Here is a 13,159-nt window from a genome sequence, read left to right on the forward strand (position 1 = left end):
GCTCGAGACCGTAGGGCGGCTTCGGAGCGCAGCGACAACCCGCCAGCTTTTCTGCCGCGCCGAGCAACCATCGGTGCACTGCCTGCGGCGAGTGACACCCTACAGATCGCGAAACATCCCAGATCGGGCGGATTGCTCAAGACCGTAGGGCGGCTTCGGCGCGCAGCGACAACCCGCCAGCTTGTGTGCCGCGCCGAGCGGCCAATGGTGCACTGCCTGCGGCGAGTGACACCCTACGGACGGGTTAGGCCGGGACTTTTTGCAGTGGGGTTGGCGCGGATTGGGGTTTGCGGGCGGCGTCGTCGAGGATTTTGAAGAACACGCTTTCCAGCGATACCGCCGGTTTTACCGTTAGCAGGTGGCCGCCGGCCTGGTTGAGCTGGGCGATGAAGGCCGGTAGCGCGACCTGGCTCAGTTCGCATTCGAACTCGCCGTCGCGTAATTGGCGGGCGCCGGGCTGGATGGCGTGTTCGGCATTGAAGCGCACCAACAGGTAATCGGCGCGCTCCGCCGCCAGTTCGCGCGGCGAGCGCACGGTCAGCAGTTCGCCCTTGTTGATGAAGCCGAAGCGGTCGGCGATGCGCTCGACGTCGTGCAGCACATGGGAGGTGAAGAAGATCGCGCCGCCCTGGTTTTTGTATTCGTTGAGGATATCCACCACATCCTTGCGCCCGACCGGGTCGAGGCCGGACAGCGGCTCGTCGAGCACCAGCAGCTTGGGCTGTACCACCATGGCATGGGCCAGCGCAACGCGCTGTACCGTACCCTTGGACAGCTCGCGGATGCGCCGGTTGGCCGCCGCGCCGATGGAAAAACGCTCCAGCCAGTACAGGCACCAGGCCTTCTCGTCCGCCCGGCGGATGCCGTACATGGACAGGCCCATACGCAGGATTTCCAACGGGGTGAACTGCTCGTACAGCGCCGGGGCCTCCGGCACATAGGCCACGCCCTGGCGCGCCTCGGCCTGGCGCGCGCAGGTGCCGTACAGACTGACCCGGCCCTGGTAGTCATTGATGATGTCGAGCATGACCTTGATGGTGGTCGACTTGCCGGCACCGTTGGGCCCGACGAAACCGAACACCTCGCCCTCGGCCAGGCTAAAGTTGACCTCGCGCAGCGCCTGCACCGCCTTGCCCTTGACGCGATAGGTGTGGCTGACGCCATGAAACTCCAGTGCAGCACTCACGACTGATCCTCCATGCCGGCGATCTTCATTTTCTTCAAGATGATCCGTCCTTCGTGCAACTCGTAGCCAAGCCTAAGCGGGTCATCCGGCAAGGCCGGCAATAAACCGGATTCGACCAGTTGTTCAAGCCTAGCCAGCGCGCCGTTTTTCGCCTCGAAACGGCGCTGCGCCTCGCGCAGAGTGACCAAGCCTTGCAGGCGGATGACACGTTTGTCGAGCATAGCGCGCAGTTTGGGATCGCTGGCGGCGTCGCGTTGCTGAATCAGGTAGTCCAGGGCCAGTTGCTCATCGGCAAATGTTTCTGCCTGCAACATTACCCCCAGCTTGCGCAGGCTTGCGGCATTCTCCGGCGAGCGCTGCGCACCCAGCTCGAGTACGCGCTGCGCCTCGGCGATGTCGCGCTGAAAGAACGCCAGGTTGATGCCATAGAAAAACGCCGGAATGTAATCCCAGGTACGACACTGCACCGCCGCACGCAGCACCTGATTACCCTCATCGACCGCGCCACCCCAGGTGAGCAGGCCGTTTGCCAGGTAATAGTTATCTTCATGGCAGCCATTCAACTGCGCGACGACCTGCTGGGCACGGACTAGATAATTGGTATCGCTCCGGCCATCCTCTATGCCAGTAGCGGCCAGACGCATGGCTTCCAAATCGGCGGCGAGAAAACGATCGCCACCGAACAGTGCCAGCAAGATGGGCGCGGCGATTACTACCCGATCCTGCACCTGTGACTGCTCAACCGGCAACGGTTGCTGGGCGCGCCAAAAGGCGATACCGGCAAACGCAGCAAAGCCTAGCAGAGCCAGTAACAGGGGAGCGTAGCGTGCGCGCATATCAGGCAAACCGCTTGCGCTGCAGCGCCCAGACCGCCAGCGCCAGTAAGGCGGCTATATACGCCAAACTGGAGAGCAGCAGCCAGGGCCAGTCAGCGGGAAGGAGCTCCATCTTGCCGTAGAGTGCGACCATGCGTACATCCAGCGCCCCCAGGTCCGGCAGCAGATAACCGAGCAGGCCAACACCCGCGCGATAGCTCTCGGCATCGCCGACTACCCCAGCATCCCGACTGAGCAATTCGACAATGGAGGCAAAAGAACGTGACACCAACATAAAACCGAAGGTGCCGATCAAGACGAAACTGGGGGTCGAGGCGACCACGGCGAGCAGGCAGGCCAGCGCGGTGAGCAACAGCAGATCCACCCCGACAAAGGCAATGGTCACCAAATAGTGCTGACCCAGCGCCACCGGCGTGCCCTGCGCGTAGCCCTGGCCGACCAGCCCGACCAGCAGCGCCAACAGCAGCGCCATCGCTAACAGCAGGCCAAGGGTCAAGGTGGCAACCGCAAGAAAGCGGCCGAGCAACAGGTTATGCCGTGGACGCGGGTAGGTCAGGGAGTTGAGAAAATAGCGCCGATCGAACTCGCGAGAGAGCAGCTCCTGAGTCATCAGCACCAGCACCAGCGGCAAGAGCAGGCGCATCACCGACAGACCAACATCCAGCGCTACTGTGGCAGGTTGGCGACCACTGAACTGGGCCGCCATCAGCACAGCCAAGGCCAGCACCAGCAATGAACAGCCAGCTAGCCATAGATAGCTGGCGCGCATGGCCAGACGAAGGCCGACTAATAAATCAGAAAAAAACAACATAAGCAGCCATCAGAAATTCATGAGGAGGTAAATATTATCGCAAACGGAGAGTAGATAGTCGACGCCACTCAAGCCGACTGAACTGTCACTACTCCAACAATAACTCAAGTCACAGCACGGCAGCATCTTTGGCGCAATTTCTAACAGAAAAAACGACTTAAAGAGCGTTCTGCTAGCCGAGAAAATCAAGAGAAAGTCGACTTTACCCCGATTTCTTCATAAGGGTAACAACGGCAAGAAAAACTTGAAATTCAAAATTAAAGAAGGAGAAGCAAAGCCTCTCCTTCTACACTACATGAACCTTAATTTGAACGCGTAGCTACACCAGCAGCAGTGCACACCGCACCATCAAGGGCAGTTGGCCCAATCGAACCACCGGAAGTGCGCCCCTGAAAAATGGAGGCGCCTTGGCTTGTTGCAGTGTTAAAGGGAATTGTCGGATCCGCGCACGCAACCTGACCTGCAGGGACAGGGGTTGTATTCGTGCAGACCGATTCAATAGTACGAGTTGACGTCCTGCCATTTTCGTGACATGTAGCAACCACAACTTCACCAGGCGTACCCGGAACAGGAAGGCGGCAAAAATAGTTGGCGAGAACACCATTAGAAAGATTTAGCGTTACGTCATCGGCCAACAGATCGCAATCAGTCAGAACGATGAGATTACCACTAGAAATAGCCTCAGCCGCGTTGTTAGTAGCGAAAGCAGTGGAGGCGCAGAAAGAAGCAAGGATACCAACACTAAGAATTAGCTTTTTCATTTTTTATCTCCTCCTTATCGCATTGCTGCAGAAAACGACGTAACCATATTCTTGTTGTCAGCAAGAGCCAGGGAGTCATTCGCTTTCGCGCGGTAGTCATTAAACTGCGGAATAGCGATAGCAGCCAAAATCCCGATAATTGCAATCACGATCATCAGTTCGATCAGGGTAAAACCTTTTTGTTTCTTGAGAGACTTCATGGGCAAGCTCCTGTGTGATTAAGGTCAGCGACCTGCATACGACAAAGCAGATGCCGTGCCAACTCTACATAACTCGCTGCACAAGGGACTTTATCTCCACCGCCCCCAATCATTGGCCCCGAGCACGGCAACAACTGACGTTTTTTGTCAGGCACAACTGCCGCACTTGGGCTTGGCGCGCGATTAGGCTATAAGTCAGCAGCATCCGCCTCCCTTCGATTAGCAGGCTGCAATGAACGAAGCTCCGAATCTGACCGGCCTGGCTCGACAACTGGTCAACGCCGAACTGCTGGACGAACGCGCCGCGGCCCAGGCCCAGGCCCAGGCGCTGCGTAACAAGATCCCGCTGGTGTCCTACCTGGTGCAGAACAAGCTGGCCAGCAGCCGGGCAGTGGCGGAAATCGCCTCCGAGCAGTTTGGCGTGCCGCTGTGCGACCTCAAGGCCATCGACAAGGACAGCCAGCCGCACGACCTGGTCAGCGAGAAGCTGTGTCGCCAGCACCGCGTGCTGCCGCTGTACCGGCGTGGCAACAAGCTGTTCGTCGCCCTGTCCGACCCGACCAACCACCAGGCAGTGACCGATATCCAGTTCAGCACCGGACTGAGTACCGAAGCGCTGCTGGTGGAGGACGACAAGCTTGGGGATGCCATTGACAAGTTCTTCGAGGCGGCCAACAGCGGCATGGATGACCTGGGCGACGTCGACCTCGACGGCCTCGACGTGCAGGCGGTGGATGACAACAAGGAAGAGGGGGTCGCCGGCGAAAGTGCCGACGACGCGCCGGTGGTGCGCTTCGTCAACAAGATGCTGCTGGACGCGATCAAGGGCGGCTCCTCGGACTTGCACTTCGAGCCGTACGAGAAGGCCTACCGGGTGCGCTTTCGTACCGACGGCATTCTGCAGGAGATCGCCCGGCCGCCGATCCAACTGGCACCGCGGATCTCGGCACGCCTGAAGGTGATGGCCGCGCTGGATATTTCCGAGCGGCGCAAACCGCAGGATGGGCGGATCAAGATGCGCATCTCGAAGACCAAGTCGATCGACTTTCGCGTCAGCACCTGCCCGACCCTGTGGGGCGAGAAGATCGTGATGCGGATTCTCGACCCCTCTAGCGCACAGATGGGCATCGATGCGCTGGGTTATGAGCCTGGGCAGAAAGACCTGTACATGGCGGCGCTCAAACAACCGCAAGGCATGATCCTGGTGACCGGACCGACCGGCTCGGGCAAGACGGTGTCGCTGTACACCGGTCTGAACATCCTCAATACCGTGGACGTGAATATCTCCACCGCCGAAGACCCGGTGGAAATCAACCTGGAGGGTATCAACCAGGTCAACGTCAACCCCAAGCAGGGCATGGACTTCACCGCCGCGCTGCGCGCCTTCCTGCGTCAGGACCCGGACATCATCATGGTCGGCGAAATCCGCGACCTGGATACCGCCTCCATCGCGATCAAGGCGGCGCAGACCGGGCACATGGTGATGTCGACCCTGCACACCAACAGCGCCGCGGAAACCCTGACGCGTTTGCGCAACATGGGCGTGCCCTCGTTCAACATCGCCACCTCGGTCAGCCTGATCATTGCCCAGCGCCTGGCGCGCAAATTGTGCAGCCACTGCAAGAAGGAAGTGCAGATCCCGCGCGAGGCCCTGCTCGAGGAAGGCTTCCCGCAAGACCAGCTCGGCAGTTTCAAGATTTACGGCCCGGTCGGCTGCGAAAATTGCAACGGCGGTTACAAGGGCCGTATCGGAATTTATGAAGTGGTTAAAAACACGCCTGCATTGCAACGGATTATCATGGAGGAAGGTAATTCCATTGATATCTCCGTGCAAATGCGCAAAGACGGCTTCAATGACCTGCGTACCTCGGCCTTGCTCAAGGCCATGCAGGGCATCACCAGCCTCGAAGAAGTGAACCGCGTGACAAAGGACTAACTGATGGCGGCCAAAGCACTAGCAACCAGCGTTTTCGTCTGGGAAGGCACCGACAAGAAAGGCGGCAAGATGAAGGGCGAATTGATCGGGCAGTCACCTGCCCTGATCAAGGCGCAGCTGCGCAAGCAGGGCATCAACCCGCTCAAGGTGCGCAAGAAGCCGATGTCGCTGTTCAGCGCCGGCAAGAAGATCAAGCCGATGGATATCGCCCTGTTCACCCGGCAGATGGCCACCATGATGAAGGCCGGGGTGCCGTTGCTGCAGTCGTTCGACATCATCGGCGAGGGTTTTGAAAACCCGAATATGCGCAAGCTGATTGACGAGGTTAAGCAGGAGGTTGCTGCGGGTAACAGCTTCGCCGCCTCGCTGCGCAAGAAGCCGCTGTACTTCGATGACCTGTATTGCAACCTGGTTGACGCCGGCGAACAGTCCGGCGCACTGGAAACCCTGCTCGACCGAGTCGCCACCTACAAGGAAAAAACCGAAGCGCTGAAGGCCAAGATCAAGAAGGCCATGACTTACCCGATCTCGGTGATCGTGGTGGCGGTGATCGTCACGGCGATTCTGCTGATCAAGGTGGTACCACAATTCGAGAGCGTGTTCGCCGGCTTCGGCGCCGAACTGCCGGCGTTCACCCAGGTGGTGGTGAACATGTCGCGCGGGCTGCAGGAATGGTGGTTCATGTTTATTTTCGGCATATTCGCCATCGCCTTCTCGTTTAAATGGGTCTTCAAACGCTCGGAAAAATTCCGCGACTTCCTCGACCGCACCCTGCTCAAGGCGCCGATTATTGGCGACATAATGTACAAGGCGGTGGTCGCGCGTTACGCGCGGACGCTGGCGACCACCTTCGCCGCCGGGGTGCCGCTGGTCGAGGCGCTCGACTCGGTGGCCGGGGCAACCGGCAACGTGGTGTTCCGCAATGCCGTGCACAAGATCCGCAATGATGTGTCATCCGGTACCCAGCTGAACTTCTCGATGCGCAGCACCGGGATCTTCCCGAGCATGGCCATTCAGATGACCGCCATCGGCGAGGAGTCCGGCTCGCTGGACGAGATGCTGGAGAAGGTCGCCGGTTATTACGAGGACGAGGTGGACAACGCCGTCGACAACCTGACCACGCTGATGGAGCCGATGATCATGTCGGTTATCGGCGTGCTGGTCGGCGGCTTGATCATTGCCATGTACCTGCCGATCTTCCAGCTGGGCGCGGTGGTTGGCTAACTCATGGCTCTAGATTTTTTGGCCGGCGACTTGCCGGCCTTTACATTGGCCTGCCTGGTGCTGGGGCTGTTGATTGGCAGCTTTCTCAATGTGCTGGTGTACCGCCTGCCGGTGATGATGCAACGCGACTGGCAGGCCCAGGCCCGGGAAATCCTTGAGCTGCCGGCGCTGCCGGACGCGCCGCTGTTCAATTTAATTTTGCCCAACTCGCGCTGCCCGCACTGCAGCCACGAGATTCGCCCCTGGGAGAATATCCCGCTAATCAGCTACCTGTTCCTGCGCGGTAAATGCTCCAGCTGCAAGGCGCCAATCAGCCTGCGCTACCCGCTGGTGGAACTGGCCTGCGGGCTGCTTTCGGCGTATGTGGCCTGGCACTTCGGCTTTACCTGGCAGACCGCCGGCATCCTGCTGCTGACCTGGGGCCTGCTGGCGATGAGCCTGATCGACGCCGACCATCAACTGCTGCCGGACGCATTGGTGCTGCCGTTGCTGTGGCTGGGGCTGATCGCCAACTATTTCGGCGTGTTCACCAGCCTGGAAGCCGCGCTGTGGGGCGCGATTGGCGGCTACCTGAGCCTGTGGTCGGTGTACTGGCTGTTCAAGCTGGTGACCGGCAAGGAAGGCATGGGCTATGGCGACTTCAAGCTGCTGGCCATGCTCGGCGCCTGGGGCGGCTGGCAAGTGCTACCGCTGACCATCCTGCTGTCGTCGCTGGTTGGCGCCGTGCTCGGGCTGCTCATGCTGCGCCTGCGCAATGCCGAAACCAGCACACCGATCCCGTTCGGCCCCTACCTCGCCATCGCCGGCTGGATCGCCCTGCTCTGGGGCGAGCAGATCACCGGGACCTACCTGCAGTTTGCCGGGTTCGGCTAAGACAAGCTGATTACAACCCTGAACAACCCACAATCCGTAGGGTGCCACTCGCCGAAGGCAGTGCACCATAGTTGTTCGGCGCTGCGCAAAAGCTGGCGGGTTGTCGCTGCGCTCCGAAGCCGCCCTACAGCCTTGAGCAATCAGCCCGATCTGGGATGGTTCGCGATCCGTAGGGCGTCACTCGCCGCAGGCAGTGCACCGATGGTTGCTCGGCGCGGCACAAAAGCTGGCGGGTTGTCGCTGCGCTCCGAAGCCGCCCTACGGTCTTGAGCAATCAGCTCGATCTGGGATGGTTCGCGATCCGTAGGGTGTCACTCGCCGCAGGCAGTGCACCGATGGTTGCTCGGCGCGGCGCAGAAGCTGGCGGGTTGTCGCTGCGCTCCGAAGCCGCCCTACAGCCTTGAGCAATCAGCCCGATCTGGGATGGCTCGCGATCCGTAGGGTGTCACTCGCCGCAGGTAGTGCACCATGGTTGCTCGGCGCGGCGCAGAAGCTGGCGGGCTGTCGCTGCGCTCCGAAGCCGCCCTACAGCCTTGAGCAATCAGCCCGATCTGGGATGGTTCGCGATCCGTAGGGTGTCACTCGCCGCAGGCAGTGCACCGATGGTTGCTCGACGCGGCGCAGAAGCTGGCGGGCTGTCGCTACGCTCCGAAGCCGCCCTACAGCCTTGAGCAATCCGCCCGATCTGGGATGGTTCGCGATCTGTAGGGTGTCACTCGCCGAAGGCAGTGCACCATGGTTGCTCGGCGCGGCGCAGAAGCTGGCGGGTTGTCGCTGCGCTCCGAAGCCGCCCTACCGCCTTGAGCAATCAGCCCGATCTGGGATGGTTCGCGATCCGTAGGGTGTCACTCGCCGCAGGCAGTGCACCGATGGTTCGGCGGCGCCGCACAAAAATGGCGGGCTGTCGCTGCGCTCCGAGGCCGCCCTACAGCCTTGAGCAATCCGCCCGATCTGGGATGGCTCGCGATCCGTAGGGCGTCACTCGCCGCAGGCAGTGCACCATGGTTGTTCGGCGCAGCGCAGAAGCTGGCGGGCTGTCGCTACGCTCCGAGGCCGCCCTACAGCCTTGAGCAATCCGCCCGATCTGGGATGGTTCGCGATCTGTAGGGTGTCACTCGCCGCAGGCAGTGCACCATGGTTGTTCGGCGCTGCGCAAAAGCTGGCGGGTTGTCGCTACGCTCCGAAGCCGCCCTACAGCCTTGAGCAATCAGCCCGATCTGGGATGGCTCGCGATCCGTAGGGTGTCACTCGCCGCAGGCAGTGCACCGATGGTTCGGCGGCGCCGCACAAAAATGGCGGGCTGTCGCTGCGCTCCGAGGCCGCCCTACCTCCGAACGGAACGCCGCCCGGACCGCCCTACCGCCGAACGAAACGCCGCCCGGACCGCCCTACCTCCGAGCGGAGCGCCGCCCGGACCGCCCAATCAGCAAAAGCATCGCGCCGGGGCGGCCCTCCTACAAGAGCGGCTCACACCGCATTGGCCGCCTGATTCGCCAGGGCGCCGGCTCCTGCTCTACAATTGTTGCCCTGTTTATGGCCAATGAGAGCCGCACCCGAAGATGAAACCCTGGATTCTTGGCTTAACGGGCGGTATTGGCAGCGGTAAGAGCGCAGTCGCCCAGCACTTTATCGATCAAGGCGTGCATCTGGTCGATGCTGATCATGCGGCGCGCTGGGTGGTCGAGCCGGGCACGCCGGCGCTGGCCAAGATCGTCGAGCACTTCGGTGAAGGGGTGCTGCGGCCTGACGGCCAGCTCGACCGCGTGGCGCTGCGCGGTCTGATTTTCGAGAACTCCGAGCAGCGGCGCTGGCTGGAAACCCTGCTGCACCCGCTGATCGGCCAGGAAATCAGCCAATACCTGGCGCGCGCCGAGTCGCCTTACGCGATTCTGGTGTCGCCGCTCCTGGTCGAGTCCGGCCAGCAGAGCTTGACCCAGCGCGTGCTGGTGATCGACGCCCCCGAGCAATTGCAAGTGCAACGCGCCATGCAGCGCGATCGAAGCTCGGCCGAACAGGTGCAGGCGATTCTCAAGGCCCAGGCCAGCCGCGAACAACGTCTGCAGCATGCCGATGATGTGCTGCTGAATGACCGCGACCTGGCCTGGCTGAAAAGCGAAGTCGAACGCCTACACACCTTTTACCTGACCCTGCGCGGAGGCCAACCATGAGCCAACCCACCATCGTGAAATGCCCCACCTGCAACGCCCCGGTCGAATGGGGGCCGCAAAGCCCGCAACGCCCCTTCTGCTCGGAACGCTGCAAACTGATCGACCTCGGCGCCTGGGCCTCGGAAGAACACGCTATCCCCGGCGACAACCTGGAAGACGAACTGTTCTCCAGCGATTTGGATCAGCCGCCGCGCCAGCACTGACGACTGGAGCCGCGCCAATAAGCCCATGCCGTGAGGCGCACCCTACGGCCGATGGCATGGTGCGGGAGCGGTCCAGCGAGGATCAGGGACGCATGAAGCCGTAGTCGCGTTCATCGTCCAGGTTGTCGGCAAGGAATTGCAGTTCGGCAGCCAGGTCTTTGCCATCGCGCTCGACACGGCTGCGCGCCACCACTGCGCCGAGCAAGGCGCGCAAGCCGAGCGCGGGATCGAAACCCTGCTCTTGCGCCTGGTGCAGGTTATGTTCGATTTGCTGTTTGGCCCACTCGTGTACACCCATGAGATTGTCTCCGCTGTTGTAATCGCAGGGGGAGGTAATTACGGTGGTTGACTGCCCGAACCACCCCACCTCGTCGATAGAGCCTGGCAGGCTGAAGGTTGGGCCTGTTGATCTGGGTCAACACACCAACCCCGATCAGTTTGCTGAAGCTGGCGCCATCAACGCGGCTGGTTGTCGTCCTTCCAGGGGGCCGCCAGGTAGCGTGAGCGATTGAAGGTTTCCAGCCAATCGGGATAGAACACCACCAGCGCGGTAACGAGCATTCCATTGATGAACGCCTCGGGAAAGATCACCAGCCACAGGTAGCCGACGAAATCCTCGAGCCAGGGCGGCATCGGGAACAAGCCGTCGACCCACAACACTCCCAGCCCGGCCAGGATGCACAGCAAGGCGGCCAGGGCCGCAGGGAAGAAGCCGCTAAAAAAGATGTAGACGAACAGATTGCGCGACTGCGCGCGCTCGACCCGTAGCGCACAGCGCTCGGTGACTAGCACCGGAATCAACACCAGCAGTACACCGTTCACGCCCAACGCGGCCAAGTCCTGGCGGCCCAACAGGAGCATGCCGAGCTGGGCGACAAACCCGACGAGGATCGCCAGCGGCCAATCGAGCAGCAGGGTCACCGCCGTCATGCCGATGACATGGTAAGACAACCCCGAATCGAAATCGCGGCGCACCAACCACAGCACAAATAGGGCGAGCACCGTCCCGCAGACCAAGTGCTGGCGCCGCAGGTCGCTGAACAACTCCAGCCACGGCGCCCGCCATATGGCCCAGAGCAGCAGCGGCAGATAAAGTGCCCAGCCAATCATCTGGCTGACGGGCGAGAGCAGTTCGGCAGCAATCATAGGTAGCGCCTACGCCTGAATGATGAACGCAGCCAGTCTACACCGGCGCTCATGCGGCGAAAAAAACGGCGCGACCGATCAGGCACAACTCGCACTCCGTAGGGTGTCACTCGCCGAAGGCAGTGCACCGATAGTTTATCGGCGCGGCACACAAACTGGCGGGTTGTCGCTGCGCGCCGAAGCCGCCCTACCTTCGATCAGAGCGCCGCCCGGGCCGCCCCACGCTATTGAGCAACCCGCCCGATCCGGGATGGTTCGCGATCCGCAGGGTCCACTCGCCGAAGGCAGTGCACCGATGGTTTATCGGCGCGGCACACAAACTGGCGGGTTGTCGCTGCGCGCCGAAGCCGCCCTACCTTCGATCAGAGCTCCGCCCGGACCGTCCCACGCTATTGAGCAACCCGCCCGATCCGGGATGGTTCGCGATCCGCAGGGTCCACTCGCCGAAGGCAGTGCACCGATGGTTTATCGGCGCGACACACAAGCTGGCGGGCTGTCGCTGCGCTCCGAAGCCGCCCTACGCCCGAAATATCGCCAGGGCCGCTAGAGCATGAAACATCGCATTCATCCAAGGGGTACCAAGCCCCCACGACTGCGGGCTAAGCTGTAGGCATGGATGATTCCGACTACCTGCGCTTGCTCACGCACCAGGCCGAGCAGGCTAATGAATTCCTTTCCAACGCCCGCAAGTGGGAGCGTGAGCGTTGGGTGTGCCAGCGCCTGCTGCAAGCCTTGAACGTCAGCCATCGACTCGAGGAGTTCAGTGCGGCCGAGCAGGAACCGCCAGACGTACTGTTTCGCGAGGCCAGTTTCGAGGTGTTTTTCGTACTCGACGAAGGCCGGCGCCTCACCGAGGAGTGGCGCGCCGAGCTGGAACGCCGGCGCAGTGCCTTCTCACTCAGCCAACTGGTAAAGCGCGAAGCCAAACCCAGACGCATCGGGGCCGCCGAGCTGCAGGCACGCCTGGCGACGACCCTGCGCAAGAAAGCGCACAACTACAGCGAACGCGGCCTCGACCTTGGCGAACTGGACATGCTGGCGTTCGTCAGCCTGAAACGCGCCGTCCCCGACTTCAACAGCCACTTCCCGCCGCCCACCGAGTTCCTGCGCCAGGGCTGGCGCTCGCTGTCGCTGGTCGGCCCGACCTTCGCCCGGGTATTGTTCGCTCACCCCGATGCGCCAGATTTTCTGCGCAACAACCTCGGCCGCAGCGTATTGTTCGATGTCGGCATCAGCCTGTGATGAATACCCTGCAATGGCATGCCAGACTCCTGCAATCCGGCCCGCCTGATGACAGCACGCGAGAGACACTGAGCCGCCATGAGTCCATTACAAGAACTGCTAGCGGCCGTACCGCAACGTGGCCAGGTGCGCTGGATTGGCGTACGTCCCGCCTCGCGCGGCGCCATGCTCGCACTGGACGCGGTGGAGGCGCGCCATGAAGCCGGCCTGACCGGCGACCACAGCCGTCCCGGGCCACGCAATGCGCGACAGGTCACCCTGATCCAGTGGGAACACCTGGCGGTGATCGGCGCCCTGCTCGGTCGCACCGCCACACAACCGATCCAGCCGCAGGATCTGCGCCGCAATATCGCCATCAGTGGCATCAACCTGTTCAGCCTCAAGGGCCGGCGCTTTCGCATCGGCCAGGCCGTGCTGGAAACCACCGGCTGGTGCCAGCCCTGTGCGCGGCTCGAAGAACGCTTGGGACCAGGTACCTTCCAGGCGGTGCGCGGCCATGGCGGCATCACCGCCCGCGTACTGGAAGGCGGTATTATTCGTCTGAATGACGACCTGTGCGTTGAGCCTTTGTGA

The 13,159-nt window shown here is 61.5% G+C and carries 14 protein-coding genes; 7 read left to right on the forward strand and 7 right to left on the reverse strand.

The genetic code is table 11. The features are described 5' to 3' along the window. Positions 1–244 precede the first annotated feature (244 nt). The 5 genes from B2D37_RS13570 to B2D37_RS23985 all read right to left on the reverse strand — a co-directional run bounded on the left by B2D37_RS13570 (position 245) and on the right by B2D37_RS23985 (position 3,794). The gene (locus B2D37_RS13570; protein WP_079203183.1) at positions 245–1,186 is read right to left on the reverse strand and encodes an ABC transporter ATP-binding protein; all 942 of its coding nucleotides are present in this window, start codon (positions 1,184–1,186) and stop codon (positions 245–247) included. Beyond that, positions 1,183–2,022 carry a hypothetical protein gene (locus tag B2D37_RS13575; protein WP_079203184.1) on the reverse strand — a complete coding sequence of 280 codons (840 nt, stop codon included), beginning with the start codon at positions 2,020–2,022 and terminating at the stop codon, positions 1,183–1,185. Before B2D37_RS13575 ends, B2D37_RS13570 begins: the two co-directional genes overlap by 4 nt. A gap of 1 nt (position 2,023) precedes the next feature. Further along, positions 2,024–2,833, reverse strand: a complete 810-nt coding sequence (locus tag B2D37_RS13580; protein ID WP_256573079.1) for an ABC transporter permease subunit — start codon at positions 2,831–2,833, stop codon at positions 2,024–2,026. Between the two features lie 302 nt (positions 2,834–3,135). Beyond that, entirely contained in the window at positions 3,136–3,594 is a 459-nt protein-coding gene (locus B2D37_RS23120) for a hypothetical protein (protein ID WP_154067090.1), read from the reverse strand. A gap of 14 nt (positions 3,595–3,608) precedes the next feature. Beyond that, on the reverse strand, positions 3,609–3,794 hold the full coding sequence (locus B2D37_RS23985) for a prepilin-type N-terminal cleavage/methylation domain-containing protein (protein ID WP_079203185.1): 186 nt from the start codon (positions 3,792–3,794) through the stop codon (positions 3,609–3,611). A gap of 232 nt (positions 3,795–4,026) precedes the next feature. On the opposite strand from B2D37_RS23985, the gene pilB reads away from it, so the two are divergent. From pilB to yacG, 5 genes are all read left to right on the forward strand, one after another. Next, the gene (pilB, locus tag B2D37_RS13590) at positions 4,027–5,730 is read left to right on the forward strand and encodes a type IV-A pilus assembly ATPase PilB (RefSeq protein ID WP_079203186.1); all 1,704 of its coding nucleotides are present in this window, start codon (positions 4,027–4,029) and stop codon (positions 5,728–5,730) included. A gap of 3 nt (positions 5,731–5,733) precedes the next feature. After that, a complete protein-coding gene (locus B2D37_RS13595) occupies positions 5,734–6,954 on the forward strand; it encodes a type II secretion system F family protein (protein ID WP_079203187.1) in 1,221 nt (406 codons plus the stop codon). Positions 6,955–6,957: 3 nt separating this feature from the next. Beyond that, positions 6,958–7,827: an A24 family peptidase gene (locus B2D37_RS13600; RefSeq protein WP_154067091.1), complete on the forward strand. Its 870-nt coding sequence runs from the start codon at positions 6,958–6,960 to the stop codon at positions 7,825–7,827. Between the two features lie 1,559 nt (positions 7,828–9,386). Next, positions 9,387–9,995, forward strand: a complete 609-nt coding sequence (coaE, locus tag B2D37_RS13605; RefSeq protein ID WP_079203188.1) for a dephospho-CoA kinase — start codon at positions 9,387–9,389, stop codon at positions 9,993–9,995. After that, positions 9,992–10,198 carry a DNA gyrase inhibitor YacG gene (gene yacG, locus B2D37_RS13610; RefSeq protein ID WP_079203189.1) on the forward strand — a complete coding sequence of 69 codons (207 nt, stop codon included), beginning with the start codon at positions 9,992–9,994 and terminating at the stop codon, positions 10,196–10,198. The genes coaE and yacG overlap by 4 nt, the downstream gene beginning before the upstream one ends. Before the next feature lie 82 nt (positions 10,199–10,280). Here the strand turns inward: yacG and B2D37_RS13615 are convergent, their stop codons facing one another. Next, positions 10,281–10,496, reverse strand: coding sequence for a hypothetical protein (locus B2D37_RS13615; protein ID WP_079203190.1), 216 nt, complete (start codon positions 10,494–10,496; stop codon positions 10,281–10,283). A gap of 158 nt (positions 10,497–10,654) precedes the next feature. Then, positions 10,655–11,344: an energy-coupling factor ABC transporter permease gene (locus tag B2D37_RS13620; RefSeq protein WP_079203191.1), complete on the reverse strand. Its 690-nt coding sequence runs from the start codon at positions 11,342–11,344 to the stop codon at positions 10,655–10,657. A gap of 612 nt (positions 11,345–11,956) precedes the next feature. Here B2D37_RS13620 and B2D37_RS13625 point away from each other — a divergent pair. Together B2D37_RS13625 and B2D37_RS13630 are read left to right on the forward strand one after the other, a co-directional pair. Further along, a complete protein-coding gene (locus B2D37_RS13625; RefSeq protein ID WP_079203192.1) occupies positions 11,957–12,586 on the forward strand; it encodes a DUF1780 domain-containing protein in 630 nt (209 codons plus the stop codon). A 78-nt stretch (positions 12,587–12,664) separates the two neighbouring features. After that, entirely contained in the window at positions 12,665–13,159 is a 495-nt protein-coding gene (locus B2D37_RS13630) for an MOSC domain-containing protein (protein WP_079203193.1), read from the forward strand.

The sequence above is a fragment of the Pseudomonas sp. CC6-YY-74 genome (assembly GCF_002025205.1).
In the GTDB taxonomy this organism is placed as follows: domain Bacteria; phylum Pseudomonadota; class Gammaproteobacteria; order Pseudomonadales; family Pseudomonadaceae; genus Aquipseudomonas; species Aquipseudomonas paeninsulae.

What these genes read in the sequence shown, in the direction of transcription:
- B2D37_RS13595 (WP_079203187.1), top strand. Translation starts at nt 5,734, where the DNA reads ATGGCGGCCAAAGCACTAGCAACCAGCGTTTTCGTCTGGGAAGGCACC.
- B2D37_RS23120 (WP_154067090.1), bottom strand. Translation starts at nt 3,594, where the DNA reads ATGAAAAAGCTAATTCTTAGTGTTGGTATCCTTGCTTCTTTCTGCGCC.
- B2D37_RS13625 (WP_079203192.1), top strand. Translation starts at nt 11,957, where the DNA reads ATGGATGATTCCGACTACCTGCGCTTGCTCACGCACCAGGCCGAGCAG.
- B2D37_RS13600 (WP_154067091.1), top strand. Translation starts at nt 6,958, where the DNA reads ATGGCTCTAGATTTTTTGGCCGGCGACTTGCCGGCCTTTACATTGGCC.
- B2D37_RS13580 (WP_256573079.1), bottom strand. Translation starts at nt 2,833, where the DNA reads ATGTTGTTTTTTTCTGATTTATTAGTCGGCCTTCGTCTGGCCATGCGC.
- B2D37_RS13615 (WP_079203190.1), bottom strand. Translation starts at nt 10,496, where the DNA reads ATGGGTGTACACGAGTGGGCCAAACAGCAAATCGAACATAACCTGCAC.
- pilB (WP_079203186.1), top strand. Translation starts at nt 4,027, where the DNA reads ATGAACGAAGCTCCGAATCTGACCGGCCTGGCTCGACAACTGGTCAAC.
- B2D37_RS23985 (WP_079203185.1), bottom strand. Translation starts at nt 3,794, where the DNA reads ATGAAGTCTCTCAAGAAACAAAAAGGTTTTACCCTGATCGAACTGATG.
- B2D37_RS13620 (WP_079203191.1), bottom strand. Translation starts at nt 11,344, where the DNA reads ATGATTGCTGCCGAACTGCTCTCGCCCGTCAGCCAGATGATTGGCTGG.
- B2D37_RS13575 (WP_079203184.1), bottom strand. Translation starts at nt 2,022, where the DNA reads ATGCGCGCACGCTACGCTCCCCTGTTACTGGCTCTGCTAGGCTTTGCT.
- B2D37_RS13630 (WP_079203193.1), top strand. Translation starts at nt 12,665, where the DNA reads ATGAGTCCATTACAAGAACTGCTAGCGGCCGTACCGCAACGTGGCCAG.
- yacG (WP_079203189.1), top strand. Translation starts at nt 9,992, where the DNA reads ATGAGCCAACCCACCATCGTGAAATGCCCCACCTGCAACGCCCCGGTC.
- coaE (WP_079203188.1), top strand. Translation starts at nt 9,387, where the DNA reads ATGAAACCCTGGATTCTTGGCTTAACGGGCGGTATTGGCAGCGGTAAG.